Origin of the sequence: Arthrobacter zhaoxinii (genome assembly GCF_025244925.1) — a bacterium.
In the GTDB taxonomy this organism is placed as follows: domain Bacteria; phylum Actinomycetota; class Actinomycetes; order Actinomycetales; family Micrococcaceae; genus Arthrobacter_B; species Arthrobacter_B zhaoxinii.
The window spans coordinates 631,622-657,123 of record NZ_CP104275.1; the positions used below are offsets into that span (position 1 = coordinate 631,622).

Here is a 25,502-nt window from a genome sequence, read left to right on the forward strand (position 1 = left end):
GAAGCACGCAAGGGGAGCAGGGAAATCCGGCCTTTGATGCGCTGAAAACCACGGCTCGTACAGCGGTCGGTCTACTGAACCCGCCGGCCCGCGACGGCGCATAAGCATGCTGCATGTGGGAACGCATCAAACAAAAAGACGGGAAGGTCCCCGCACGGATACCGTGCGGGAATCTTCCCGTCTTAGTGGGCGCCTTATCTCAAAGACGCCGGAGTAATGCTGGCCGGCTACTTACGGTCCGGCGCAGCGTTCACCGGGGTGCCTGCTTCCGGGCCGTCGTCGTGCTCGGTGGTGTGCAGGTCGAAGGAGGAACCATGTTCCTCCACGCCGGCCTGGATGGCCCGGTCCACCACGGAAACGGCAAGCCGGCGCCGCAGCGAGAGCGGGTCCTTGGCCAGGTCCTTGGCGAGGGCGATGGTCATCAGCAGCATGACCACGGCAAAGGGCAGCGCGGCCACAATGGTGATCCGTTGCAGGCCGTCCAGCGCCTCCGCAGGGTCATCACCGCCGGCCAGCATCATTACCGCCGCCACGGCGCCGGTGAGGACACCCCAGAAGATCACGACGCCGCGGGACGGGTGCTCGGCCCCGTTGGAGCTCAGGGAGGCCATGATGATGGATGCCGAATCTGCTCCGGTGACGAAGAAGATGGCCACCAGGACCATGGCAAGGATGCCCACCGCGGCGGCCAGGAGGTTCGGCATGGGGAGGGCTGCAATCAGATCGAACAGCGAGCCGTCGAAATCAATGGTGGGTTCGCCGTCGACCATAGTGGTGAGTCCGGGCGTGCCGTTGGCATCCGCTTCACGCTGGATGCCGATCGCGGCGCCGCCGAAGATGGAGAACCAGACCACGCTGACTACGAAAGGAACTGCCAGGACGCCGGTGACGAACTGGCGGATGGTGCGGCCGCGGCTGATGCGGGCGATGAACATACCGACGAACGGCGTCCAGGACAGCCACCAGGCCCAGTAGAAGATGGTCCAGCTGGAGAGCCAGGCGCGCATGGATTCGTCGCCTGAGACCTCGGTGCGGGAGGCCATGGAGGCCATGTTGGCGGCGTAGTCGCCGATGGCTGCCGGGATGACGTTGAGGATGAAGAGCGTCGGCCCGACAACAAAAACGATGGCTGCCAGCACCACAGCGAGGACCATGTTGATGTTGGACAGCCACTGGATGCCGCGGGAGATGCCGGACACGGCGGACGCCACGAAGCAGCCGGTGAGGATCGCGACGATCGCGACCAGAACCGTGGTTCCCGCGGTCCCAAGGAAACCAACGGACTGCAGGCCGCTGCCGATCTGCAGGGCGCCGAGGCCGAGCGAAGCAGCGGTGCCGAACAGGGTCGCGAAGATGGCGAAGATGTTCAGCACCTTGCCCAGCGGTCCCTCTACCCGCTTCACGCCGAAGAGTGAGGTGAAGGCCGAGGAAATCAGCTGGCGGCGGCCGAGGCGGTAGGTGCCGTAGGCCATGGCAATGCCGACAACGGCGTACATGGCCCACGGATGCAGGCCCCAGTGGAACAGTGACGTACCCATGGCGGTCTGCAGGGCCTCAGGGGTCTGGCCGTCAACGGTGCCGGGGGGAGGGGAGACGTAGTAGAACAAGGGCTCGGCCGCGCCGTAGAACATCAGGCCGATGCCCATGCCGGCGGCGAACATCATGGAGATCCAGGAAATCGTCTTGAACTGCGGTTCCTCGCCGTCCTGGCCCAGGGGAATCTTGCCGTAGCGTCCCACAGCCAGCCAGATCACGTAGACCACGAGGAACGAGGCAAGGAGCACAAAGAACCAGCCGGCGTTAGTGATGACCCAGTCCAGTGCCGCCGAGGAGACGGAGGAGAGGCTGTCGGTCCCGAAGAAGCCCCAGGCAATGAAGGCGATTGCAAGGACACCGGTGACGGCGAAGATCACTTTGTCGAGCTTCGCAGGCACGCCGCGGGTGAGTGCCGCTTCCTGCTCCCGCTGCCCCTCGAGCATCTGCTGGGCGAGTTCGTGCTCCTGCTCCACGATGGGCATCGAGGACGTCGAGGGGGCTTCCGTTGCTACGGAGGAGTGGGTAGTGGCGGGAACCGGGGCGACGGGATCAGCCGCATGCCTTCCGGCGTCGCGCGGTGGACCTTCTGTGGTAGCCATAGGCCTTCCTTATGTCAGCATGTCAGCGCAAAAGGGCCCGAGCCCTTCTTGAAGGACCCGGGCAGGCAGAATGGCAGCCACTCTTTATTTGAGCGTGTGGCGGGCGGTAGACCGTCCGTCGGAATCAATAAAGTAACGCTGCCTAGCTTCTGCGTCCCTTTACATAATTCGCAAGTGTTAGTTCCAGAGTCGCGGCCTGCGGCGCACCAAGTCAAATTGAACAGCCTGCTGTGTTTTAGGCCACGGACGCCGAGTTGATGCCGTTGCGGGTCCCGGCCGGAGCGGACTTTCACCGCTGGATCAGCTGCTCAGGGGCCTTCGGCGGGACGGTGCTGAGGACGGGAAAAGAGTCGCTGCAAGGAAGTCGGCTCTTCGATTTCTCCTGTATTCGCCGTCATCCTAGGTGGTCCGGAATTCCATTGCGGGGTCATAGGAGCACGGCCCTTCGTAGCTCAGGCTGCTCAGATGGGTCCCGGCCTGGTAAACCAAGGTGCTTCCCTCGTCGTCTTGAAGGGTGACCATGATGTAGTAACCCGGCCGCAGGGACTTGGGCACTTCGGAGTCGTAGCGGTCGGTTTCGGTGAACCCCTGCTGTTCGAAGTGGGAAACGTACTTCTCCACGGCGGTTTCCGGGTCCTCCACTGCGGGGCCCATGATCATCGAACTGTAGCGGTACGCGCGTTGCTCGCCGCTTCCGGGCTTGAGTCTTGTGCAGGTGTATGCGACATACCCGCTTGTCTTCGTTCCGTCCCACGCGGAGCGTGCATCGTTGGAATGGGTCCACTGTCCACCGTGGACCTTGGTGGTTTCGTCGCTCAGCTCCAGCATTCTGGCAAGCAGTTCCGCGGCAGGCCTGGATTGATCCGCGGTTGCGCTGCGTTCACTCTTCAAGGTGTCCTCTCCGCCCTACAGTGCCGTCGTGCCGAAAATCATGCCCAGCAGATACGTGGCACCGGCAGCACCCAGGCCGATCGCCAGCTGGCGCAGCGCCCGCTTGAGCGGGGAGGCTCCGGAGAGCAGGCCGACGACGGCGCCGGTCATCAGCAGCGCCAGCCCCACCAGGACGCAGGAGAGGACGACGGCGGTCATCCCGGTCAGGCCGAACAGGTAGGGGAGTACCGGAACTACCGCTCCGGAGGCGAAGAAACAGAAGCTGGATGCCGCAGCACCCAAACCGGTGCCTACGGACTCGTGGTCATCGCGATTTTCGTCGGCGTCGGCTTCGGGGTTGAGGGAGAAGCTCGGGTCGCAGTCGCAGGTGAACAGGCCCATCCGTTCCGCGGCACGGTGCTCGGCAGCTTCCTTGCTCATGCCGCGCGCCCGGTAAACCAGCACCAGCTCGTTGGCGTCAATGTCCAGGGACTTCGCTGCAGAAAGCGTGATCTGGGTGGGCCGGGAGGCATCCAGAAGTTCGCGCTGGGACCGGACTGAAACATATTCGCCTGCGCCCATGGACAACGCGCCGGACAGCAGGCCGGCCAGGCCGCTGATCAGGATGAAGGTGCTGGACACGCCGGTGGCGCCGATGCCCATGATGAGGGCCAGGTTACTGACCAGCCCGTCATTGGCGCCGAACACTGCCGCCCGGAAGTTCCCCGACAACCGGGTCCGTCCCCGGGTCGCCAGGCCGCGGATCACTTCTTCGTGGATCTGTTCATCGGCCGCCATCGCACTGGTGGCATTGGGATCCTGGGCATAGGGGGAGCGCCCCTCGGCGCGCTGCGCCAGTGCCAGCACGAAGACTGAGCCGAAACGGCGGGCCAGCAGCCCGAGAACCCGGTTACGGAAGGAAGCGCGCGTCCCGCGGCCGGCGTCGTCGCCCAGCAGGGTCCGCCAGTGCTCCTCATGCCTGCCCTCGGCCTCGGCCAGCGCCAGGAGGATGTCACGCTCTTCACCGTCGCGGCGTTTGGCCAGATAACGGTATGTGGCGGCTTCGGCCTGCTCATCGGCCAAGTACTGCCGCCAGCGCTTTAGATCGGCGTTGGACGGTACGGCGGCGTCGCTGGATGAAGGCTCCGGCGGGGAATCGGAATTCACGGTGCTCCTGACAGGGACCGGAAACAGGGGAATCCGGTCAGTTAACAGACAACTCTTCTGACCGAAGGTCTCGCTCGCCCGCGGCAGGTGCCGGCGGGTGGACTGCCGGGACGCCGCAGCGTCCAGTATGTCGACAGGCCTCGGTGTGGCGGACCATCACAGGCCGCACCGGAGCTACTCCCCTTCGCGTACCCAGTGTAGTTGAATCCCGCGGCGGACCCGCCGGAGCCCGCCGGAACCCCCGGATCCAGCCGATTCCGCCTCGGGTCCCTAAGTACCCTGACTTTTTGTCTCTGACGGGCAGGCGCTACAGTCAGATCGTGAGCAAAAACTTCCCTCTTACGGATCCGGACCGCCCATGGACCCGCCACTACAGCGAGGGAGTTCTGGAAGGCTTCAGCCTCCCGGACGAGTCCCTCGTTGACGTGGTGGAGAACTCGGTCCGCAAATACCGGTCAAAGCCCGCCCTGCAGTTTTTTGGTGCCACCACTTCCTATGAGGAGCTGGGTGATCAGATCCGCCGTGCCGCGGCAGGATTACTGAAGCTTGGCGTCCGCAAGGGGGACCGGGTGGCGCTCGTGCTGCCCAACTCGCCCCAGCATGTTGTCGCGTTCTACGCCGTGCTGCGGCTTGGTGCCGTGGTCGTGGAGCACAACCCCCTCTACACGGACCGTGAACTGCGGCACCAGTTCGAGGACCACGGTGCCACCGTTGCCGTGGTCTGGGACAAGGTAGTGGAGAACGTCCAGAAGCTGCCGGCGGACATTCCCGTCCGCAGCATCGTCTCAGTGGAATTGATCCCGGCCATGCCGCTGGTCAACCGGCTGGCGCTGAAGCTGCCGATTCCTGCCCTTCGCGCGGCGCGTGCGGCACTATCCGCCGAGAAGCGTCCGCCCCGGCACCCGCGGAAGCTCGTCCGATGGCAGGACCTCTTGGACAACCGCCCGCTGCGCAAGCGTTATCCCCGGCCGGAGCCCGCGGACCTGGCGGCCATCCAGTACACCAGCGGAACCACGGCCGATCCCAAGGGCGCGATGCTGACGCACGCGAACCTTGTGGCCAACACCGCGCAGGGAAAGGCCTGGGTCCCGGGCCTGCGGCCCGGACACGAAACCTTCTACGCCGTGCTGCCCATGTTCCACGCGTACGGGCTGACCCTGTGCCTTACCACCGCCATGAGCCTGGGCGCCCAGGTGGTGCTGTTCCCCAAGTTCGACGTGGACATGACGCTCAAGGCCATGAAGAAGACCCCGGCCACCTTCCTCCCCGCTGTGCCGCCGATTTACGAGCGTTTGGCCGAAGCCGCCAAGGAACAGAACATTTCCCTCAAAGGCGTCCGGTCCGCAATTTCCGGTGCCATGAACCTCCCGCCCCGAACGGTCGAAATCTGGGAAGAAGCCACCGGCGGCCTCCTGATCGAAGGCTACGGCCTGACCGAAACGTCTCCGATCGCGCTGGGCAACCCGTTCGCCAAGTCGCGGAAACCGGGAACGGTGGGCGTTCCCTTCCCGCTGACCGATATTCGGGTCGTGGATCCTGAGCATCCGACCGTCGAGGTGCCCCAGGGCCAGCGGGGTGAACTGCTGATCAAGGGCCCGCAGGTCTTTGGCGGCTACTGGAACAAGCCACGCGAAACCGAGGCGGTACTGCTCGACGGCGGCTGGTTCCGGACCGGGGATATTGTCACCGTGGATGAGGACGGCTTTGTCAGCATCGTCGACCGGATCAAGGAACTGATCATTACCGGCGGGTTCAATGTTTCCCCGTCCGAGGTGGAAGACGCCCTGAAGCGCCATGAATCCGTGGACGACGTCGCCGTCGTCGGCCTGCTCCGTTCGGGCGGCGGGGAGGACGTGGTTGCGGCCGTAGTACCGAAGGCCGGCGCCCGGTTCAACGCCGAGGAGCTGCGGGCCTACGTGCGCAAGGAACTGGCAGCCTACAAGGTGCCGCGCCGGATCGTGGAAATCCAGGAGCTGCCGAAGTCCTTGATCGGCAAGGTCCTGCGCCGCCATGTGCGTGACAGCCTGCAGAACAGCCAGACCGGTTCCGAGACCCCGAGTGCGCCGGCGGACGGTGCCGATGACTCGATTTCCCCGACTGACCTCCAGAACAAGCCCTGAGCAGGAAAGAGCGAACATGAGCGCATCAAGCCCGGAACGGGCTGCACGGGATACCCAACCTGACCACGCGAGGCCCGGCCGCTACTGGAGCGGTGCACTCGGCCACGCCGGGCAGCGCTCGGCCCAGATCCTGCTGATCCTGCTGCTGGTTTCCGTGACGGTCTACGGGCTGCTTCAGGTCACGCTGGTGGTGATCCCCGTCCTGCTGGCGCTCATTCTCGGTGCCGCAATTGCTCCGTTCGTGAACTGGCTGCGCCGGAAGGGCTGGCCCAGTGCCCTGGCGACAGGGCTGTCCTTCCTGTTGCTGCTTGCCCTCTTCGGCGGGCTGGTGACCGGCATCGCCTTCGCCATCCGCAGCGAGTGGAGCGACCTGGTGGACCAGGCCGTTGCAGGCTTCGAGAAGCTTTACGACTTTGTGCTCAACGGGCCGCTCCCGGTTGACCAGGAGATGCTCGCCAACGCACGGGACAGCGTGATCGACTTCGCCACCAGCAGCACCGTCAGCAGCGGGGCCATTGCGGGTATTTCCGCGGCAACCTCGTTCGCCACCGGATTCCTGCTGATGGCAGTGGTCCTGTTCTACTTCCTCAAGGACGGCGACCGGATCTGGGCGTTCTTCCTGCGGATGTTCCCGGAAGGGGACCGGCGCGACAAGGCCCGCCTCTCCGGTTTCCGTGTGATGGAGGTCCTGGGCGGGTACATCCGCGGCACTGCCATTGTGGCGCTGGTCGATTCCGTATGCATCGGTGCGGCCCTGTTCATCCTGCAGGTTCCGCTGGCACTGCCGCTGACCGTGATTGTTTTCGTCGGTTCCTTCATTCCGCTGGTCGGCGCCACGGCAGCCGGGGTCTTCGCCGCGCTGATCGCCCTTGTGGCCAACGGGCCGGTTGTCGCCCTGATCGTGATCATCGTGATCATTGCGGTGAACCAGCTCGAGGGTAACTTCCTGCAGCCGGTGGTGATGGGCAAATCCCTCAGTATCCATGCCCTCGTGATCCTGCTGGCCCTGACCGCCGGAACCATCCTGGCCGGCATTGTCGGCGCCATCCTGGCCGTCCCGATCGCGGCAGTGGGCTGGGCCGTGATCAAGGTCTGGACCGGAGAAGACGACGGCGAAGACCTCGACGCGAAGGAAATCCCGGATCCGAAGGACCAGCCGGAAATGGAATCGGCGGAAAGCTAACCGCCGGCAGATCTACGGCTAGGTGGCCGGCACCTCTTCCGCTTGCACGGAACCGGTGCCGGCCACCCGCTTGTCCCAGGCTGCACGGACCTCAGGATCCGTGGGCCGGGAGAGCAGGGAAACCGCCCAGTAGACAATGACCGAGGCGATAAGGCCGAAGTAGATCGGTTCATTGGCGTATACACCGTCGTACGGGGCGGCAGCCTGGATCTCCAGGTAGATCATGGTCCCCAGGGTCACGACTGTTCCAACACCCATCGAGACGGCTGCACCCAGTCCGGTGCCGCGCTTCCAGACCAGTCCGCCCAGGATGCTCACCAGCAGGCCACCCACCAAAATGTCGTAGGCAATAGTCAGCGCAGCGACCACGTCCTGGACCACTATGGCCACAATGATCGCGACAACGCCCAGCCCGAGGACCCAGTAGCGGTTGGAGGCGATGTCTTCCCCGGCGTCGTCCCCGGTCTCCGGTTCGGTGCCGGCGCTCCGGCCGGTGGACGTGGCCGCGTCACGGCGGAACCATCCGCGGACGAAGGGAACGACGTCGGTCCGCGCGACTGTGGCCGCAGCTATCAGCGCCCCCGAGGCAGTGGACATCATGGCGGCCACCGCAGCGGCCAGGACGAGCCCGCCGAGGCCGACGGGCAGCAGGTTCATCGCGACATCGGCGTAGACATCATCCTGGGACTCCACCGCGGAAAGAGCGACGCTGGCGCCCATGCCGATCAGTGCCCCGGCCACGCCGTAGAGGATGCAGTAGATCCCCGCTGCGGTGCCGCCCCAGCGGGCGATCAGCGGGGTGCGTGCCGTGAAGACCCGCTGCCAGATATCCTGGCCGATCAGCAGACCCAGCGTGTAGACCACAAAATAAGTCACGATGCTCTGCGCGCCGATACCTGTGATGCTGAAGAATTCCGCTCCCGCACGCTCCCGGATGCCGTCAAGGCCCCCGGCGGCGGAGAGCGTGAAGGGCAGCATCAGGGCGAAGACGCCGATGGTCTTGATCACGAACTGCGCCATGTCGGCGAGCGTGATGGACCACATCCCGCCGATGGTGGAGTAGACGAGGACGACGGCGCCGCCCACGGCGATGGCCACCCACCGCTCAAAGCCAAAGAGGACCACGAAAATGGTGGCATAGGCGCCGGTGGAGGTGGCGCAGAGCATCAGCGTGTAGGCCAGCATCACGATCGAGGAGACCTTGGTTGATTCGGTCCCGTAACGCAGGGACAGCATCTGCGACACCGTGTAGATCCGCAGCTTCTGCAATGTGGAGGCGAAGAGCAGGCTGAGGAGCAGGACCCCGGTGCCGATGGCGACCACCAGCCACATGCCGGAGATGCCGTACTTGTAACCGAGGCCCACCCCGCCGACGGTGGAGGCACCGCCGAGGACCACGGCGGCCATCGTGCCGGTGTAAAAGAGCGGCCCCAGCCGGCGGCCCGCCACCAGATAGTCGCTGACGTTCCTGGTGCGGGACTTGCCCCACCAGCCGAAACCCAGCATGGCCAACAGATAGAGGACCACAATGGTCCCGTTGATGTATTCCATTGCAGTCCTCGGGCTAGGTGGCGGCGGAAAACGAATTGCCTCTGAGGCAACAAGTGTTTACTGAAAGTAGTGTGTTTTCAGTCACGCCGTCAATTTAGCTGCCCTGCGCTACAAGCGCGTTACGGGCAGGTTTCCCTCGGTATGCTCGTAAATATGAAGGCCCTGCCCGTAGAACCGACCAACGCCCCGATAGCCATCGGTGTGCGCATCCGCTCTGCCCGCCAGACCCGGCATCTGACCATTGAGCAGGTAGCCGAGGCCACCGGGCTCACCAAAGGGTTCCTCAGCCGCGTGGAGCGGGACCTGACCTCCCCCTCGGTGGCCTCGCTGCTCACGCTGTGCCAGGTGCTGTCCATCAGCATCGGAGACCTCTTCGCTGCGCCGGAAACCAACGTGACGCGCCTGGCGGATGCCCCGCGTATCAGTCTGGGCGGTGAAGGCATCGTGGAACGGCTGGTCACGGCCCGGACCGAGCGCCGCGTGCAGGTGGTCCGCTCCGTGGTGGCACCGGGCGGGTCGGGGGAAGCCGACCTCTATTCCGTGGACTGTGAGGTTGAGGTGCTGCATGTGGCCCAGGGCAGCTTCGAACTGATTCTCGGCAGTGAGCGTATCCCCCTGACCACGGGGGATACGGTGACCTTCCCCGGCCGGGAGCCGCACTCGTGGCACAACCCGTCCGACGAGGAAGCCGTTGTGCTCTGGACCCTCGTCAGTCCCGGCGGTGTCTAGGCCGCGGCTTCGCCGGTCAGCCGCTGCAGGTATTCCACCGCGCCGGTGATGTCCCTGCCGGAGGACCGGTAGCCCACATAGCCGTCGGGGCGGATGACCAGCAGTTCGGGCCGGCGCGAGCTCAGTCCCAGACGGTGGAAGGCCAGGCCGCTGACGTCCTTGATGATGCCGGGAGCATTGGCAATGAGGCTGCTGCCGACGGTCAGCTGCTGGATATTCAGCAGGCCGGCGAGCTGGGGCAGCGCTGCCCGGAGCTGGTGCGGGGCATCCTGCGGCCAGCCGGGTCCGCTGAGGAGGAGGGAGAAGCCGGGCGTGGCCACCAGGTCCTGCAGCCGCCGTTCCCTGTCCTGGTACATAACATCGGCGTCGGGCAGGCGGTCGCCCGGCCGCGGTCCGCGGGCCAGCTTGTCCGGCAGGCGGGAGGCCCCGGCGTCGACTATGCTGCTGCCGCGGTAATTGATGTTCAGCTGCGCCATGGTGCGGAAGAGCCGTGAGCGCAGTCCGTCCCAGGCCATCGCCTTGGGCGCCAGCGCGGGCAGGAGCTTGGTGCGGGGCAGCTTCTTCAGCCCGTTGCGGCTGGTGGCCAGCTTGAAGACGCGGTCCGTCGTGGACACTACTTCCTGGCCCACGGGGCGGCGCTCGGCGTGGTAGCTGTCGATCAGCTCGTCGCTGGCGAGGCCGCGGGCACCGAGTGCGAGTTTCCAGCCCAGGTTGAGGGCATCCTGGATGCCGGTGTTCATGCCCTGGGCAGCCACGGGGGAGTGGACATGGGCCGCGTCTCCGGCCAGGAATACGGAGCCGCGCTGGAAGTACTCGGCCATCTGGTGTGAAAGGCGGAAGGTGCTGATCCACTGCGGGTCCCGTACCTGCAGTGCGCCATGCGTGAAGGTATCGGCCAGTCCCTGAAGGGTTTCCAGCGTGGCTGGCTGGTGCGGCGGCAGAATGGCGATCATCCGCCAGGTGGCCGAGCCGCCGAGCGGGAAGAGGAAGAGGAAGCCGTCCTCGGTCGGGTAGGAATGCACAGCGTCCTGTTCCGCGCCGTCAATCTCGACGTCGGCCAGGATGAAGGTGTCGGGGTAGGCGCCGCCGCGCCAGTCCATACCTGCCTTGGCGCGGACCGTGCTCCCGGCGCCGTCTGCGCCCACAACGTAGCGGGCACGGATGCGCTCGATGCCGCGGTCCATGCGCTGGATCTTCGCTTCCATGCCGGCAAACGGGTCCTCGGGATCCAGCCGCTCCAGGTCCTGCAGCTCGGCGCCGCGCTCAATGCGGACCCGGCGGGAGAGCAGATGCTGGGTCAGGATGCGCTCGGTTTCCGTCTGGGACAGGAACAGCAGCTGCTGGAAGGCTGAGTCTTCCAGGCCGGTGTCGAACAGATCCACTTCCAGCGTTTCCTCCGGCAGATGGAGGTGCAGCTCGCGGGCGGGGCGCCCGGCGGCAACCAGTTCCCCGCTGACGCCGAAGGGGCGCAGTGCTTCCAGGGTGCGGGGCTGGATGGCGATGGCCCGCGATTCGGTCCCGGGCGACTGTCGCCGGTCAATGATGCGGAAGCTGGCGCCGAAAGCGGCCAGCTGCGCGGCCAGTGCAAGCCCGGTGGGGCCGGCTCCCACAATCAGGACATCGACGTCGTAGTTCGGGTCTTCGCTGTTATCGTGAGCCGCCATGCTCTCAGCCTAGTCTTGACCCCGACGGCAGTTCCACTTTAGCTTTTGGGTAAACTTTTGGTTACTCTCAGGTAACCCTCGACGCCGAGTGACGGCGACCACCCTGGAACCGGAGACAGTACCCATGAACAACCTTCCCCGCGTGAACGCCAACGGCCACATCGGACCCGTCGACGCCGCCCAGGTCCCGCGCTATGCCGGGGCTGCCACCTTCGCCCGCCTGCCCCGGCTGGACCAGGTGGAGCAGGCCGACGTCGCGGTGGTGGGGGTGCCTTTCGACAGCGGTGTCTCCTACCGGCCCGGGGCCCGGTTCGGCGGCAACCATGTCCGGGAGGCCAGCCGGCTGCTGCGGCCGTATCACCCGGCGCTCGATGCCTCGCCGTTCGAAAACCTGCAGGTGGCCGATGCCGGCGATATGGCCGTGAACCCCTTCAATATCAACGAAGCGATCGAGACCGTCCAGCAGAACGCCCTGGACCTGACGGAGCAGGGCACCAAACTGCTGACGCTGGGCGGGGACCACACCATCGCCCTGCCGCTGCTGCGTGCCGCTGCCGAGCGGGCCGGCTCCCCGGTAGCCATGCTGCACTTTGATGCCCACCTGGACACCTGGGACACCTACTTCGGTGCGGAGTACACGCACGGCACCCCGTTCCGCCGTGCCGTCGAGGAAGGCATCCTGGACACCGAAGCCATCTCCCACGTCGGAACCCGCGGCCCGCTGTACGGCAAGAAGGACCTCGAGGATGACCGCCGCTTCGGCTTCGGCATCCTGACCTCCTCCGACGTCTTCCGGCAGGGCGTGGACGAGGTGGTGGCGAAACTGCGGGACCGCATCGGCAGCCGGCCGTTGTATATCTCCGTAGACATTGACGTCCTGGACCCGGCCCACGCCCCGGGCACCGGCACCCCCGAGGCCGGCGGCATCACCAGCCGCGAGCTGCTGGAGATCCTCCGCGGACTGCGCGGACTCAACCTGGTGGGCGCCGACGTCGTCGAGGTCGCCCCCGCCTACGACCACGCGGACATCACCGCTGTGGCTGCCTCCCACGTCGCCTATGACCTCATCACACTGATGGGACTGTCGGATGAGCACTGATTCCGCAGCCACGGTTGTTCCCGGATCCGGCCCCGTCCGCAATGGCGGGGACCTGGTGGTGGAAACCCTCGAAGCACTCGGTGCCAGCAAGGTCTTCGGCATTCCCGGCCAGCACGCCCTGGGGCTCTTCGACGCACTCTCCCGCTCGCGGCTGGAATTTATCTCCTCCCGGGTGGAAAACAACTCGGCCTTCGCCGCCGACGGTTTCTCGCGGGCGACCGGGAAAGTGGGGGTGCTGTTCCTCTCCACCGGCCCCGGCGCCCTGACCGCCCTGGCCGGACTGCAGGAGGCCTACGCCACCGGGGTGCCGATGATCGTGGTGGCCAGCCAGATTCCGATTGACGGACTCGGTGCCCGCCGCCGGGGGATGCTGCACCAACTCGATGACCAGAAGGCTTCGGCCGCCAATGTCACCAAAAGCCAGCGGCTGATCCAGCATGCCTCCGGCATCCCCTCGGCCATTCAGGACGCCTGGACCGAAGCCATTTCCTCCCCGGCCGGACCGGTCTGGATCGAGGTTCCGCAGAACGTGCTGCTCAACCCGGTGATGGTGCCGGCCGTGGAAGATGCGCTCGCGGAACCGTTCGACAACCCGCCGCGCAGCGAGCTGGTCAAGGAAGCCGTGCGCTGGCTCTCTGAGGCCCGCCGGCCCGCCGTCATTGCCGGCGGGGGAGTCCGGCGCAGCGGTGCCGAAGCCGCACTGCTGTCCATTGCACAGAAGCTGCACGCCCCGGTGATCTGCACGCCCGGCGGCAACGGGGCCTTCCCCTGGAACCACCCGCTGTCCCTGCAGTCCTGGATGGAGGACCGGCATATGACGGAGGTCCTGGAGGACGCGGACGTACTGGTGGTCATCGGCTCCTCGCTGGGAGAAGTGACCTCCAATTACTTCACCATGGCCCCGCGCGGCCGGATCATCCAGATCGACGCCGAACCCCGGGTCCTGGAATCCAACCGTCCCGCTCTGGGCATCCGCGCCGATGCCCGGCAGGCCCTGGAGGCCCTCGACGCCGCGCTTCCGGCAGCGGAACACCGTCCCGACTGGCACGGCCAAAGCTCCGAGGAGCTGGTAGCCGGCGCCCTGGCCCGGGTGCAGGCACGGCTGGATACCCAGGGGCTGGACATGGAACGCCGCTTCATGGCGGACATCCGCGCCGCCGTCCCGGACGATATGCAGACCTACTGGGACATGACCATCTCCGCCTACTGGGCCTGGAGCTGCTGGGACGCGAAGTCCGGCCGGTTCCACTCCGCCCAGGGCGCCGGCGGGCTGGGGTACGGCTATCCGGGCGCCATCGGCGGTGCGGTGGGCCTGGGGGAGCGGGTGCTCGCCGTGTCCGGAGACGGCTCCGCCATGTACTCCATCGCCGAGCTGGCTACCGCCCGGCAGCATCGCCTTCCGGTCACCTGGCTGATTGTCGACGACGGCGGCTACGGCATCCTGCGCGAATACATGGAGGACGCTTTCGGCAAGGCCACCGCCACGGAACTGGCCCGGCCGGATTTCGTGAAGCTGGCCGAATCTTTCGGAGTGCCGGCACGGCGCTGCGCTCCCGAGGACATCCGCACCGCACTGGCAGAGGCATTTGCCGGCGAGGGACCCAACGTCGTTGTGGTTGAAGCGCGGATAGGACTGTTTGCTCCCACCCACCTCGTCTGACGGTCTGACGGGAGCGGTGCGGACGCCGGGCCTCGACGCGCCGGGGCGGCGGCCAACTGGTAAGAAGGTGGCCCTCTGGCATGATGAGCCCGTGCGATTGGCGCGGCCCCTCACCCGTCAGGGGGCCTTCCGCACAACAGCGAACCAGGACCCACCCATGCCCCTTCCAGCCGTTCCTTCCGTGGAACTGCACGTTCTTGCCGGCGAGTACGTCATCGCGCGGCTTTCCCCGGCAGCGGAGGTGCCCGCTGCGCTGCTGTCAGCAGCGGCTCCGGGCGGATTCATCTCCGTCACCCGGACCCCGCAGGAGCTTTCGATTGTCTGCCCCGCGGCGCTTGCCCCGGCGGATGCCCAAATCGACGGAACGTGGGCGGCGGTTTATGCCTCCGGTCCCATGCCCTTCGGGCTGACCGGTGTGGTGGCGTCGCTGGTCGCTCCGCTCTCAGCCGCCGGCTGCCCGGTGTTTGTCGTGTCCACCTTTGACGGCGATCTCCTCATGGTTCCCTCGCCGCAGTACGAACAGGCCCGCGGCCTGCTGCGGACGGCAGGGCATACGCTCCGTTAGATACGGGATGACGACGGAATCTCCGGTTGGCGGCCGCAATCTCTCTGACTAGTTAGTTGACCTAGGCAAATTTCCTTGTATAGTTGCCTGAGTCAACTATCAGTACCTAGCCCCGGAGACCCATCCCCATGCCTATGCACCAGGAAACGGCGGATGACCTGATCCGGAAGATCTTCGCCCTGCAACGATCGCTGCGGTGCGTGACCCAGCGCAGCGCCGACATCGGCGGACCCGGAGTGGCCCTGCAGGGCGTTATGCGGATGATCGGCGAAGACGGCGAGCTGCGGGCAACCGAGCTTGCCGCGAAACTCGGTGTCGGCCCTGCCGGACTCAGCCGCCACGTCGCAGAACTTGAAGAACTCGGTTACGTCCGGCGTCGTCCGCATCCGCAGGACCGCCGCGCCTACCTCATCAGCCTGACCGAGCTGGGGGACTCAGTCCTCCGCGAGGCACTCAAGAACCGGGCCGTCCTGCTCCAGGATGCCCTTGCCGACTGGTCCGAGGACCAGGCGCAGCTTGCCTCCTCCGCCCTAGGGGCGCTCTCAGACTCACTCTTTACCTCAATCCGCCGAGCACCCGGGACCGCCGGGCCGACGCCGGAAACCCCGTATCCGAATCCGCAGGAGCTAACAACTAAGTGACCGATTCCAAGACCGCCCGGAAGAAACACGTCCCCGGTGACATGAGCCACCGGCAGATCCTGCAGGCCCTTACCGGCCTGCTGGCCGCACTGTTCACGGCAATGCTGAGCACCACCATTGTGGCCAACGCGCTGCCCACCATCATGGCCGACCTGCACGGAACGCAGACCGACTTCGCCTGGGTGGTCACGGCCGCCCTGCTGGCCAACGCAGTCAGCACCCCCATCTGGGGAAAACTGGCGGACCTGTTCAACAAGAAGCTGCTGGTGCAGCTGAGCATCGTCATCTTTGTTGCCGGTTCCGTCCTCGCAGGTTTCTCCCACTCCATGGAACTGCTGCTTACCGCCCGCGTCATCCAGGGCCTGGGCATGGGCGGCCTGACGGCGCTGGCCCAGGCCATCATCGGTTCCATCATTCCGCCGCGGGAACGCGGCAGGTACTCCGGTTACATGGGCGCCGTCATGGCAGTGGCCACCGCCGGCGGCCCGCTGCTGGGCGGCTTCATCGTGGACAGCCCGCTCGGCTGGCGCTGGACCTTCTTCCTCTGCGTTCCGCTCGCCGTCGTCGCCCTCTTCCTGCTGCAGGTCACGCTGCACCTGCAGCATGTACGCCGTCCCGCGCGGATTGACTGGCTCGGCTCGATCCTGCTCACCGCAGGCGTCTCCCTGCTCCTGATCTGGGTCTCCTTCGCGGGCAAGCCGGACTACTACGAATGGCTGTCCTGGGAAACCGCTGCGATGGTGGGTGGATCCGTGATCCTGCTGGCCCTGCTGGTGCTGGTGGAGTCCAAGGTTGCCGAACCGATCATTCCGCTGAAGATCATCAGCGAGCGGACCACGGCCCTGGCCATCGTCGCCTCCGTTGCGGTGGGCATTGCGATGTTCGGTTCCACCACCTTCCTGGGCCAGTACTTCCAGCTGGCACGCGGCTTCACCCCCACCGAGGCCGGCCTGCTGATGCTGCCGATGATCGCGGGCAACCTGCTCGGTTCCGTAGGATCGGGCCTCCTCATCACCCGCTTCGGCAAGTGGAAGCGTTTCCTGCTCATCGGTACGGTCATGGTGATCCTCGGGACGGCGCTGGCCGGCTTCATCAACCATGAAACCGACATGATCCTCGTCAGCCTGTTCATCTTCATCCTCGGTGTGGGCATGGGCCTGCTGATGCAGAACCTGGTTCTGGCCGTGCAGAACACGGTCAAGGTCACCGATGTCGGCTCCGCCAGCGCGTCCGTTGCCTTCTTCCGCACCGTCGGCGGCGCCATCGGCGTCTCGGTGCTGGGTGCGGTCCTTTCAAGCTCCGTCAGCCGCCGCGTCACGGAGGAACTGGACAAGGCAGGCATGCCGACCGACGGCGGCGGCACCATAGCCACGCTGGACCTGGGAGGGCTTCCGGAGGAGGTCCAGATGTTCTTCCGGATCGCCTATGCGGAGGGTACGGCGGACATCTTCAAGATCGCCGCCGCGGTAGCCATCATTGCCTTGGTCGCGGTGCTGTTCATCAAGGAGAAGGCACTGCGCCGGACCCTGGACATCAAGCCGACGTCCTCCAACCCCGTTGAACCGGGCCTGGCTGGCGGCGCGGAAATGCTGCACACCGGTGCCATGTCCGCCGTCGAACCGACTGCCGTTCCGGCCTCCGGCTCCCCGGCCTCCGCTGCGGCTGCGCCGGACGAAGCACCGCGGACGGACGGTACGGAAAAGGCCGGCAGCACCCGGCCGTAAGCACCTACTGCATGGTGAAACGCCGTGCCACGGCCCCGCCCAGCGCCGGGACCTGGAACATCCGTTCCAGCCCGGCGTTGCGCAGGGCCAGCATCCCCGCGGGGAGCGGCCGGCCCAGCATCATGTTGATCTGTGCCTGGGCCGAGGCAACGGCGGCGTCGCGGCGGCGCCGCCGTTCGAAGTCCCGCAGCGCCCCGCCCACCGGCTCGCCGCGCAGCGATGCGGCAATGACGGGGGCCACTGCCGCGGCGTCCAGCCAGCCCAGATTCATCCCCTGCCCGCCGATCGGGCTGATCTGGTGGGCGGCGTCCCCGATCAGGACCGTGCGTCCGGTAACCAGCCGGTTCGTCCGGCCGATCCGGACGCCGAAAGCACTCAGCATGGAATTGCCCGCCACGTCCAGCCGGTGCCCGGTCCGCTGCCGGACCAGCTCCGCGAGTCCGGCCGCGGTGGGATTCCGCTGCAGCGCGTCGGTATGGACCACCCAGCGGCGCAGGCCGCCGGGCAGCGGGAAGGATTCCACAATCCCCTCCGGCTCGAGATAAAGCACGCCGAGGGGCCCGTCGCCGGTACCATCGGGGTAATCGCCCATGAGGTATGTGTCCGGCAGTTCGCGGGAGGACCAGCGGGCCCCCAGTGCGGAGCGGATCGAGGACCGGGCGCCGTCGGCCGCCACCAGGAGCGACGCCTCCACAGTGAACGGGCCGCCGCCTGCACCGTGCACACGAACCCCGGCACCGGTGTCCTCCACGGATTCCACCCGCGCGCCCCGGACCAGTGCCCCGGGATCGAGGGCCAGCAGGCGTTCCTCCAGCAGCTGCTCGGTCCGGATCTGCGGCAGGGCGAGCACAAACGGGTACCGTGCAGACGCCCCGGCGAAGTCCAGGCGGGCCACCGTCCGCCCCGCGCTCCGGGCCTCCCCGGATGCGATCCGGATGCCCTCCCGTGCCATGGTCTCCGCGATGCCCGCCAGCGCCAGGGATTCAAGCGCCGGAGGATGAACCCCGATGGCCCGGGAATGCGTGCTGCGGTCCAGCCGCTGTTCCAGGACCTGGACGGACACCCCCTCCTGCAGCAGCAGGACGGCCAGATACATCCCCACCGGCCCGCCGCCCACCACAACCACGTCGGCAGAACTGCGTGGAGCGGGGGCGGCAGCCTGCACGGCGGAAATGGTCGGCAGCTCAGCCCGCACGCTGGTCCTCTTCCCGGGAGCTTGGTGCTGAAACCAGCAGGTTCTGCCACGGCCACTGCTGCAGGCCCTGCCAGCCCGGCGGCGTCACTGCGGCAAGTTCCGCTGCGGTGAAACTGCGCCGGATGGAGGTCAGTCCGTCGGCCCGGATGAAGGATCCCGGGAAAAACGGCAGGGTGCCGACGGCGAACAGGGCGTACGCCCAGCGGCTCCGCTCGATATCGCTGTGCAGGCACAGCCGTCGTGCCAGCTGCTCTGAGTCCGCCAGCAGCGCCTGCAGTTCCGCCGGTGCCAGATGGTGCAGCATGTGGTTGGAAATCACGACGTCGTAGGACCGTCCCTCCGCCGCCAGCTCGTGACTGTAGGCCTGGCGGAAGGTCAGTCCCGGCAGTGCCGGAAGTGCGGAGGCGAAGGCGTGGGCCCGCGGGTCCGGGTCAATGGCGGTAACCTCCAGCGCTAATCCGTCCCGGCGCGCCCAGCGGGCGATACTGCGGGGAACATCCCCTCCGCCGGAACCGATGTCGAGCAGCGTGCCGCCGCCGCTTTGCGCAAATACCGGCCGAAGGTAACGGACATAGTTGCGCCGCCACCCCGAGACCACCGCGTTGACCAGCCAGAACTGGGCGTAGGTGCGGTCGAGGCGCTGCCGGTCGGCGTCGGGCCGGTCCATCTCCTCCACCGCGTCCACCGCCCGGGTGTCCAGGGAAGGAAAGCCAGCGATCATACTGCGGCGGGGACTTCGGCCGGCACGGCCTGTTCAGCGGGCACGGCCGTCACCGGCTGTACCGGGCCGCCCACCCGGGTGAACAATCCGGTCTCGACGGTGAGCCCCGGGCCGAAGGCCATGGAGCAGATCCGCTCATTACCGCCGGTGAAGGGCTGGTCGAGGATGCGTTTCAGGACAAACAGGACGGTGGCGCTGCTCATGTTCCCCACGGTGCGCAGGGTTTCCCTGGCCGGCATCAGCTGCTCTTCGCTGAGGTCGAGTTTCGCCTCGACTTTGTCCAGGATGCTGCGCCCGCCGGGGTGGATGGCCCAGTGTTCTATTTCCCGGTAGGGGCGGACGCCCAGTGTTCCGTCGTGGGCCAGCAGGGGTTTCAGGGCGCCGACAATGTGGTCGTCGATGATGTGCGGAACGTAGGTGCCCAGCACCATCTCGAAGCCTTCGTCGCCGATGTTCCATGCCATGGCGTCTTCGCCGACCGGGGTCAGGATGGTTTCGAAGTGGTCCAGCTGGATGGCCGGTCCGGAGTCCGGCAGGTCCTCACGGGCGGTGATGATCGCGGCGGCGGCACCGTCTGCGAAGAGTGAGGATCCCATGATGGCGTCCGGGTCATTGGAGGTGCGTACGTGCAGGGAGCAGAGCTCCGCGCTGACCACCAGCACCACCGCGTCCGGATCGGACTCGCAGAAGGATTTCGCCGCGCGCATGGCGGGGAAGGCCGCATAGCAGCCCATAAAACCCAGGTGGTAGCGCTGCACGGACGGATTCAGCCCCAGGGCCCGGGTCACTTTGTAATCCGGGCCGGGATTGAAGAAACCGGTGCAGGAAACGGTGATGACATGCGTGATATCGGCGGCGGCAATACCGGCACACGCGTCCAGCGCCTTGGCCGCAGCCTCAATGAAAAGCTTGGTGGCCTCGACGGCAAAGATGTCGTTGCGGGTCTTGGTGCTGGGCCGCAGCAGCAGTCCGCTGGCCGCATCATAGAACCGGGGATGCTCGGAGGTGTCGGTGAGTGAGAGTTCGGCCAGCGCGGTACGGCGCGTGTCGATGGCAGCGGAATTGAAGCAGGTACGCACCAGCCGCTCGCCCAGCCGGGTCAGGCCGGGCTGGGTTGCGAAGGCGTCGCGCACCTCCGACTGCACCAGGACAGTGGGCGGGAGTGCAGTTTCCAGGGACCTGAGGGTAACCGTCATAGTCCATTGTTAAGGGATAGTGATGCCCGACACAATGGCAGGACCTGCTCAACAGTTGCCTAAAGCTACTGGTTTCGGGGCTTCAACCGCTGCGGATTGTCGGCGTGACCCGGCCGCGCGGCCGGGCGGAGGAGTACCACTGGCGGCACAGCAGCACAATCAGCACCAGCTCGAGGATGCCGCCGCCGTAGTACATCACCAGCGCACCCTGTTCAGCGGCCGCCGCCGAAAGGCCGGGAGGCGGATCGGCGTAAATGGTCTTGGCGAGGATGTTGTGCGCGGCGATCGACAACACCAGGACCACCGCGCGGAGCCGGTAGCCGGCCCGGTGCGGGGAGGGATCCCGCCCGATGATGGCGGCCGTGAAGAGGTAGCCGGCGGCCAGCAGGTGGAAGGTCACCAGCCAATGCACCGGCATGGATTCCTGCATGGCCGGCAGCAGTCCGGTACGGAACATAAGAATCATTCCGCCGGTATTGAGCACCGCCGCGGTGACCGGGAAGGACAGGAAACGGGCGAACCTGCTGCGCAGCAGCCGGGAGAGCCGGCGGGCAGGAAAGACATCCAGGGTGCGCAGCGCCAGGGTAAACGGCCGGGAAAGCACCAGCAGCAGAGGGGAAAGCATCCCGGCCAGGAGATGGGAAAGGCTGAGCACGGCGAAATCCTCGTGGGCCAGCTGGGCCAGCGGGTTCAGGACCGTCACCAGGACGGCGGCCACACCCAGGGTGAAGAACGCAGTACGGTACCAGGGCCACCGCCCCGAACGCGGCGACACGGCTCCCGCCCAATACGCGACCAGGGCCGCCACGGCCGGAATGAAGAACAGCGACTCCGCGCCGCCGCCCCCGGCACCGTGGCTATGCATCAGCCGACGCCGTCGATTCCCGCGGCACGGCCGCCCTGGTGCGGTAGGTCAGCCACGCCCCCGCAAGGATCAGCAGCACTGCGACGACGTTCCACACGGTGTCATACGCGAGGAGGTCCACTTCGTAGCGGATCTGGTGCAGCCCCAGCAGCTTGTGCTGCACCGTTCCGTCGTACAGCTGGAACACGCCGGCGCCCAGCAGTACCCCGCCGGTCCAGCGCTGCAGGAGGGTCTCGTGCCACCGCCGCAGGTCCGCGAAGAGGAAGAGGCCGGCCACCACCGCAAACCAGCCGAAGGCGTGGAACAGCCCGTCCGAGAACAGTCCGACGGAGGTGGTGGAACGGTCATAGAAATGGTGCCACTGCAGCAGCTGGTGGAACACCACTTCGTCTACGAAGGCGGCCAGCCCGATGCCGAAAAGCAAGCCGGAAACGAGGTTGCGCAGGCGCGGGGATCTGCGCGTGCGGTGGGGAGTGCTCATGTTTCGAACATAACACCGGGGCCGCGGGCCCCGCAGGGCCGCGTGACATGCATTGCTGCTCCGGGTGAGGATGGGAACTATGTGGATAGGGGCACTTGAACTGGACCTGTTGCTGGGAGACGTGCATTCCCTCAAGGGGAAACGATCGGTGGTGCGGCCGATCCTGGCCGAGCTGCGGCGCAAGTTCGACGTGTCCGCTGCGGAGGTCGGCTCCCTGGACCTGCACCGTCGGTCCGGGATCGGCGTCGGCGTGGTGGCAGCGGACCGTTCGCACGTGGTGGAGGTGCTGGACGCTGCGGAACGGCTGGTGGCCGGGCGGCCGGAAGTGGAGCTGCTGAGCGCGCGGCGTCAACTGTTCACCGAGCAGGACTAGGCGCAACGCCCGGCATCCGCCCATCCGCGGGGCAAATGGGGAACAATTGGCCGGGTGAGTCTAAGTGCCGTAGAACCAGTCAACGTTTCCGGAGCCACCGATGAGCAGGTGATCGCCCAACTGGCCGCCGAGCTGGGGGTGGCGCCCTGGCAGGTCCGGGCGGCGGTGGAGCTGCTCGACGGCGGCGCCACGGTTCCCTTCATCGCCCGGTACCGCAAAGAGGCAACGGGCACGCTCGATGATGCCCAGCTGCGGGACCTGGACGAGCGGCTGCGCTACCTGCGTGAACTGCAGGACCGGCGGCGGGCCGTGCTCGAAGCGATCGAGGCACAGGGCAAGCTGACCGATGAGCTGCGTGCCGCCGTCGTCGGCGCGGACACCAAATCCCGGCTCGAAGACATTTATTTGCCCTACCGCAGCAAGCGGCGGACAAAGGCGCAGACCGCCCGCGAAGCCGGGCTGGAACCGCTGGCGGATGCGCTGCTGTCCGATCCCCGGCGTTCACCGGAAGCCGAAGCGGCACGGTACCTGCGCGAGGGGATCCCTGATGCTGCCGAAGCCCTTGCCGGCGCCCGTGCCATCCTGATCGAGCGGCTCTCCCAGGACGCGGATCTGCTCACTGAACAGCGCGAAAAGCTGTGGCGGCAGGGTCGGATGCGCTCGCAGGTGCGTCCCGGGAAGGAAGCCGACGGACGGAAATTCACCGACTACTACGATTTTTCCCAGTCACCCTCCGGGATGCCTTCGCACCGTGTGCTTGCCCTGCTGCGCGGCGAGAAGGAAGGCATCCTGGAACTGGCGCTGACCGAGGGCGACCCCGCGGATGCCGAAGCCCTCGCCGCAGCCCGGGCCCGATACGAACGCTCCGTGGCCGCCCGTCTGGGCGTGGCGGACCGCGGGCGTCCCGCCGATGCCTGGCTGCTGCAGACCGTGCAGCTGGCATGGCGCCGGATCCTGGCCAAGCTTTCGCTGGACCTGCGCGTGCGCCTCTTCACCGACGCCGAAACCGAGGCTGTTCGGGTCTTCGCGGCAAACCTGCGGGATGTACTGCTCGCTGCTCCGGCGGGCAACCGCACCACCCTGGGACTGGATCCGGGCCTGCGCACCGGCGTGAAGGTGGCCGTGGTGGACGGCACCGGGAAGGTGGTGGCCACGGATACGGTCTACCCGCACGCACCGATGCGCCGCTGGGATGACGCGCTGGCCTCGTTGGAACGTCTGGTGCGGCAGCACGGGGTGGAACTGATCGCGATCGGCAACGGAACTGCTTCCCGCGAAACGGATAAGCTCGCTGCCGAGTTGATAAAGCTGGTCCCGGGCGGGTCGCTGCGCAAGCTGGTGGTGTCCGAGGCCGGTGCGTCGGTGTATTCCGCGTCCGCCCTTGCCTCCGCGGAGCTGCCCGGGATGGACGTCTCCCTGCGCGGCGCCGTCTCGATTGCCCGGCGGCTGCAGGATCCGCTGGCGGAACTGGTGAAGATCGATCCGAAATCCATCGGGGTGGGCCAGTACCAGCACGACGTAACGCCCGCGAAGCTGGAGCGGTCCCTCAACGCAGTGATCGAGGACTGCGTGAATGCCGTGGGTGTGGACGTGAACACTGCCTCCCCGTCGCTGTTGAGCCGGGTGGCCGGCGTCGGTCCGCTGCTGAGCGAAAACATTGTGGCCTACCGCAATGCCAACGGACCGTTTGCCCGCCGCCGGGACCTGCTGAAGGTGCCCCGTCTCGGGGCGAAGGCCTATGAGCAGTGTGCCGGGTTCCTGCGGATCAGTGCCGGCACCGAGCCGCTGGACGGCACCAGCGTCCACCCGGAGTCCTATCCGATCGCCCGGAAGGTCCTCGCCACAGCGGGGGAGACCATGAGTCCGTCGGGGGCTGTTCTGGCGGAGGTCAATCCAGCTGCCTTCGTGGACGACCAGGTGGGTCTGCCGACCGTCCTGGACATCATTGCCGAGCTGCGGAAGCCCGGGCGGGATCCGCGGCCCGCCTTTGAAACGGCCACTTTCTCCGACGGGATCGAACGGATTGCCGATCTGCGTCCGGGAATGATCCTCGACGGCGTGGTCACCAACGTCGCTGCCTTCGGAGCCTTTGTGGACGTGGGAGTGCATCAGGACGGGCTGGTCCACATTTCCGCCATGTCGCGCACCTTCATCTCGGATCCGCGCGAGGTGGTCCGGTCCGGCCAGGTGGTTCGGGTCAAGGTGATCGAGGCCGACCCGGAACGGAAACGGATTTCCCTCACGCTTCGACTCGACGACGACGCCGCGGCGCCCGCCGGGCGGTCCGGTTCCGGCACATCCGGTGCTGCGAAGCCCGGTGCCGCCAAACCTGAGAGTGCCAAACCCGGCAGGTCAGCGGCGGGCAGCGCCAAGCACGACAGGTTCCAGTCGGGCAGCGACAAACCCCGGAGCAACAAGTCGGGCAACCCGAAGGCCGGTACCGCAACGGCCCGCACTCCCAGCCCGGATCCGGCCGCCGGAAAGCAAAAGCCCGGCGCCGCTTCCCGGCAGGGAGCAGCACCGGGTGCACCGGGTGCACCCGGTGGAGCCATGGCGGACGCGCTGCGGGCGGCCGGCCTGTTGAAATAGGCGGGCGTTACTCCGCGGTCTGGTCGGCCTCGGCGTCGGCGGGACCCTCGGCCTCGGCTGCTTCGTCCGCCTTCTCCGGCGCGGCCGACACCGCGCCGGCGGCCGAGGTTCCCTGATCGTCCCGGATGTTGCCGGCTGAATGCGAAGCGCTGCCCGGGGTCCGGGGTTCCCCGGTGGGGCCGGGCTGCGGAGCGCTGGGACCGAGCGGGTCCTCGGCGTCGTTGGCGGGTCCGGTGGGTTCAGTGGTCACGGGGTGTCCTCTCGGTTTTGTCTAGCTGCGGGCGATCAGTTGGCCCAGCAGGCTGGTGTCCAGGGCGGCAATAAGATCGCGGGGGTTTTCAAACACTTCCTGGGCGCCGGCCTCGCGGAGTTCCGCTTCACTGGTGCCGCCGCAGGTCAGGCCGATGGTGGGAATGGAGAGCTTCCCGGCCGCCTTCACATCCCACACGGAGTCGCCCACAAAAACGGTATCTTCAGCCTGCAGCTCGCCGGCCTCGAGGGCGGCTTCGAGAATGTCCGGGGACGGCTTGCTGGCCTCGGCATCTGAGGAACTGGTGGCACCGGTGATTGCGGCATCGGCATCGATCACGGTGCGCAGGTACTTCAGCTCGGCGCCGGAGGCCGAGGACGCCAGGACCACGGTGAGGTCCTTGTCCGAGCAGGCCTTCAGGAGTTCGCCGGCTCCATCGAAGGGCCGCAGCGACGGCCACCAGGTGGAGAAGATGGCGCCGTGGGTGGCGTCGAGCTGCTCGTCCTCGTCCTTGTTGCGGTCCTCGCCCAGCAGGTGCTCCACGAGCTTGTCGCCGCCCATGCCAATGGACCGGTGGATCTCGGACATCGGCACATCGTGCTCCATCCGGCGGAAGGCCTGCCACCACGCGACCGCGTGCAGGTAGTTGGAATCCACCAGGGTTCCGTCCACATCGAAAAGGACGCCCCGCTTGCCGGTGCCTGTATCGCTCATGAAGTGCCGC

The 25,502-nt window shown here is 66.6% G+C and carries 22 protein-coding genes; 10 read left to right on the forward strand and 12 right to left on the reverse strand.

What is annotated here, in order from left to right:
• Nucleotides 1-227 precede the first annotated feature (227 nt).
• The 3 genes from N2K95_RS02975 to N2K95_RS02985 form a co-directional block, all read right to left on the reverse strand.
• Nucleotides 228-1,979 carry a BCCT family transporter gene (locus N2K95_RS02975; RefSeq protein WP_260653706.1) on the reverse strand — a complete coding sequence of 584 codons (1,752 nt, stop codon included), beginning with the start codon at nt 1,977-1,979 and terminating at the stop codon, nt 228-230.
• 555 nt (nt 1,980-2,534) lie between these two features.
• Nucleotides 2,535-3,026, reverse strand: coding sequence for a hypothetical protein (locus N2K95_RS02980; protein WP_260652840.1), 492 nt, complete (start codon nt 3,024-3,026; stop codon nt 2,535-2,537).
• Nucleotides 3,027-3,041: 15 nt separating this feature from the next.
• On the reverse strand, nt 3,042-4,172 hold the full coding sequence (locus N2K95_RS02985; RefSeq protein WP_260652841.1) for a VIT1/CCC1 transporter family protein: 1,131 nt from the start codon (nt 4,170-4,172) through the stop codon (nt 3,042-3,044).
• A 320-nt stretch (nt 4,173-4,492) separates the two neighbouring features.
• On the opposite strand from N2K95_RS02985, the gene N2K95_RS02990 reads away from it, so the two are divergent.
• The gene (locus N2K95_RS02990) at nt 4,493-6,292 is read left to right on the forward strand and encodes a long-chain-fatty-acid--CoA ligase (protein WP_260652843.1); all 1,800 of its coding nucleotides are present in this window, start codon (nt 4,493-4,495) and stop codon (nt 6,290-6,292) included.
• A gap of 16 nt (nt 6,293-6,308) precedes the next feature.
• Nucleotides 6,309-7,475: an AI-2E family transporter gene (locus N2K95_RS02995; protein WP_260652844.1), complete on the forward strand. Its 1,167-nt coding sequence runs from the start codon at nt 6,309-6,311 to the stop codon at nt 7,473-7,475.
• An 18-nt stretch (nt 7,476-7,493) separates the two neighbouring features.
• On the opposite strand, the gene N2K95_RS03000 is transcribed toward N2K95_RS02995, so the two are convergent.
• Complete coding sequence (locus N2K95_RS03000; RefSeq protein WP_260652846.1) at nt 7,494-9,026, reverse strand: sodium:solute symporter; 1,533 nt, start codon at nt 9,024-9,026, stop codon at nt 7,494-7,496.
• Between the two features lie 153 nt (nt 9,027-9,179).
• Between N2K95_RS03000 and N2K95_RS03005 the strand changes: the two genes are divergently transcribed.
• Nucleotides 9,180-9,755 carry a helix-turn-helix domain-containing protein gene (locus tag N2K95_RS03005; protein WP_260652847.1) on the forward strand — a complete coding sequence of 192 codons (576 nt, stop codon included), beginning with the start codon at nt 9,180-9,182 and terminating at the stop codon, nt 9,753-9,755.
• Here the strand turns inward: N2K95_RS03005 and N2K95_RS03010 are convergent.
• Entirely contained in the window at nt 9,752-11,419 is a 1,668-nt protein-coding gene (locus N2K95_RS03010) for an FAD-dependent monooxygenase (protein ID WP_260652848.1), read from the reverse strand. The two genes, N2K95_RS03005 and N2K95_RS03010, sit on opposite strands and share 4 nt — an antisense overlap.
• A gap of 124 nt (nt 11,420-11,543) precedes the next feature.
• On the opposite strand from N2K95_RS03010, the gene speB reads away from it, so the two are divergent.
• The 5 genes from speB to N2K95_RS03035 all read left to right on the forward strand — a co-directional run bounded on the left by speB (nt 11,544) and on the right by N2K95_RS03035 (nt 17,108).
• A complete protein-coding gene (speB, locus tag N2K95_RS03015; RefSeq protein WP_260652849.1) occupies nt 11,544-12,518 on the forward strand; it encodes an agmatinase in 975 nt (324 codons plus the stop codon).
• A complete protein-coding gene (locus N2K95_RS03020) occupies nt 12,508-14,178 on the forward strand; it encodes a thiamine pyrophosphate-binding protein (RefSeq protein ID WP_260652850.1) in 1,671 nt (556 codons plus the stop codon). The genes speB and N2K95_RS03020 overlap by 11 nt, the downstream gene beginning before the upstream one ends.
• Before the next feature lie 157 nt (nt 14,179-14,335).
• Nucleotides 14,336-14,743 (forward strand): ACT domain-containing protein, encoded by a 408-nt coding sequence (locus N2K95_RS03025; protein WP_260652851.1) that lies wholly within the window; start codon nt 14,336-14,338, stop codon nt 14,741-14,743.
• Between the two features lie 128 nt (nt 14,744-14,871).
• Nucleotides 14,872-15,384 (forward strand): MarR family winged helix-turn-helix transcriptional regulator, encoded by a 513-nt coding sequence (locus N2K95_RS03030; protein WP_260652852.1) that lies wholly within the window; start codon nt 14,872-14,874, stop codon nt 15,382-15,384.
• A 41-nt stretch (nt 15,385-15,425) separates the two neighbouring features.
• On the forward strand, nt 15,426-17,108 hold the full coding sequence (locus tag N2K95_RS03035; protein WP_260653707.1) for an MDR family MFS transporter: 1,683 nt from the start codon (nt 15,426-15,428) through the stop codon (nt 17,106-17,108).
• 4 nt (nt 17,109-17,112) lie between these two features.
• Here the strand turns inward: N2K95_RS03035 and N2K95_RS03040 are convergent, their stop codons facing one another.
• The 5 genes from N2K95_RS03040 to N2K95_RS03060 form a co-directional block, all read right to left on the reverse strand.
• Nucleotides 17,113-18,303 (reverse strand): FAD-dependent oxidoreductase, encoded by a 1,191-nt coding sequence (locus N2K95_RS03040; RefSeq protein WP_260652853.1) that lies wholly within the window; start codon nt 18,301-18,303, stop codon nt 17,113-17,115.
• A complete protein-coding gene (locus tag N2K95_RS03045; RefSeq protein ID WP_260652854.1) occupies nt 18,293-19,024 on the reverse strand; it encodes a class I SAM-dependent methyltransferase in 732 nt (243 codons plus the stop codon). Before N2K95_RS03045 ends, N2K95_RS03040 begins: the two co-directional genes overlap by 11 nt.
• On the reverse strand, nt 19,021-20,220 hold the full coding sequence (locus tag N2K95_RS03050) for a type III polyketide synthase (RefSeq protein WP_260652856.1): 1,200 nt from the start codon (nt 20,218-20,220) through the stop codon (nt 19,021-19,023). The genes N2K95_RS03045 and N2K95_RS03050 overlap by 4 nt, the downstream gene beginning before the upstream one ends.
• Before the next feature lie 82 nt (nt 20,221-20,302).
• Nucleotides 20,303-21,085 carry a cytochrome c oxidase assembly protein gene (locus tag N2K95_RS03055; RefSeq protein WP_260652857.1) on the reverse strand — a complete coding sequence of 261 codons (783 nt, stop codon included), beginning with the start codon at nt 21,083-21,085 and terminating at the stop codon, nt 20,303-20,305.
• Nucleotides 21,078-21,566, reverse strand: coding sequence for a DUF2243 domain-containing protein (locus N2K95_RS03060; protein WP_260652858.1), 489 nt, complete (start codon nt 21,564-21,566; stop codon nt 21,078-21,080). The genes N2K95_RS03055 and N2K95_RS03060 overlap by 8 nt, the downstream gene beginning before the upstream one ends.
• Nucleotides 21,567-21,645: 79 nt before the next feature.
• Between N2K95_RS03060 and N2K95_RS03065 the strand changes: the two genes are divergently transcribed.
• Both N2K95_RS03065 and N2K95_RS03070 read left to right on the forward strand, forming a co-directional pair.
• Entirely contained in the window at nt 21,646-21,939 is a 294-nt protein-coding gene (locus N2K95_RS03065; RefSeq protein ID WP_255792987.1) for a DUF503 domain-containing protein, read from the forward strand.
• A 54-nt stretch (nt 21,940-21,993) separates the two neighbouring features.
• Nucleotides 21,994-24,528, forward strand: coding sequence for a Tex family protein (locus tag N2K95_RS03070; protein WP_260652859.1), 2,535 nt, complete (start codon nt 21,994-21,996; stop codon nt 24,526-24,528).
• Nucleotides 24,529-24,535: 7 nt separating this feature from the next.
• Here the strand turns inward: N2K95_RS03070 and N2K95_RS03075 are convergent, their stop codons facing one another.
• Complete coding sequence (locus N2K95_RS03075; RefSeq protein WP_260652860.1) at nt 24,536-24,778, reverse strand: hypothetical protein; 243 nt, start codon at nt 24,776-24,778, stop codon at nt 24,536-24,538.
• A 21-nt stretch (nt 24,779-24,799) separates the two neighbouring features.
• Complete coding sequence (locus tag N2K95_RS03080) at nt 24,800-25,492, reverse strand: HAD family hydrolase (protein ID WP_260652861.1); 693 nt, start codon at nt 25,490-25,492, stop codon at nt 24,800-24,802.
• Nucleotides 25,493-25,502 lie beyond the last annotated feature (10 nt).

What these genes read in the sequence shown, in the direction of transcription:
- speB (WP_260652849.1), top strand. Translation starts at nt 11,544, where the DNA reads ATGAACAACCTTCCCCGCGTGAACGCCAACGGCCACATCGGACCCGTC.
- N2K95_RS03025 (WP_260652851.1), top strand. Translation starts at nt 14,336, where the DNA reads ATGCCCCTTCCAGCCGTTCCTTCCGTGGAACTGCACGTTCTTGCCGGC.
- N2K95_RS03065 (WP_255792987.1), top strand. Translation starts at nt 21,646, where the DNA reads ATGTGGATAGGGGCACTTGAACTGGACCTGTTGCTGGGAGACGTGCAT.
- N2K95_RS03060 (WP_260652858.1), bottom strand. Translation starts at nt 21,566, where the DNA reads ATGAGCACTCCCCACCGCACGCGCAGATCCCCGCGCCTGCGCAACCTC.
- N2K95_RS02975 (WP_260653706.1), bottom strand. Translation starts at nt 1,979, where the DNA reads ATGCTCGAGGGGCAGCGGGAGCAGGAAGCGGCACTCACCCGCGGCGTG.
- N2K95_RS03035 (WP_260653707.1), top strand. Translation starts at nt 15,426, where the DNA reads ATGAGCCACCGGCAGATCCTGCAGGCCCTTACCGGCCTGCTGGCCGCA.
- N2K95_RS03045 (WP_260652854.1), bottom strand. Translation starts at nt 19,024, where the DNA reads ATGATCGCTGGCTTTCCTTCCCTGGACACCCGGGCGGTGGACGCGGTG.
- N2K95_RS03000 (WP_260652846.1), bottom strand. Translation starts at nt 9,026, where the DNA reads ATGGAATACATCAACGGGACCATTGTGGTCCTCTATCTGTTGGCCATG.
- N2K95_RS02995 (WP_260652844.1), top strand. Translation starts at nt 6,309, where the DNA reads ATGAGCGCATCAAGCCCGGAACGGGCTGCACGGGATACCCAACCTGAC.
- N2K95_RS03030 (WP_260652852.1), top strand. Translation starts at nt 14,872, where the DNA reads ATGCCTATGCACCAGGAAACGGCGGATGACCTGATCCGGAAGATCTTC.
- N2K95_RS03010 (WP_260652848.1), bottom strand. Translation starts at nt 11,419, where the DNA reads ATGGCGGCTCACGATAACAGCGAAGACCCGAACTACGACGTCGATGTC.
- N2K95_RS03050 (WP_260652856.1), bottom strand. Translation starts at nt 20,220, where the DNA reads ATGACGGTTACCCTCAGGTCCCTGGAAACTGCACTCCCGCCCACTGTC.
- N2K95_RS03020 (WP_260652850.1), top strand. Translation starts at nt 12,508, where the DNA reads ATGAGCACTGATTCCGCAGCCACGGTTGTTCCCGGATCCGGCCCCGTC.
- N2K95_RS03055 (WP_260652857.1), bottom strand. Translation starts at nt 21,085, where the DNA reads ATGCATAGCCACGGTGCCGGGGGCGGCGGCGCGGAGTCGCTGTTCTTC.
- N2K95_RS03080 (WP_260652861.1), bottom strand. Translation starts at nt 25,492, where the DNA reads ATGAGCGATACAGGCACCGGCAAGCGGGGCGTCCTTTTCGATGTGGAC.
- N2K95_RS03005 (WP_260652847.1), top strand. Translation starts at nt 9,180, where the DNA reads ATGAAGGCCCTGCCCGTAGAACCGACCAACGCCCCGATAGCCATCGGT.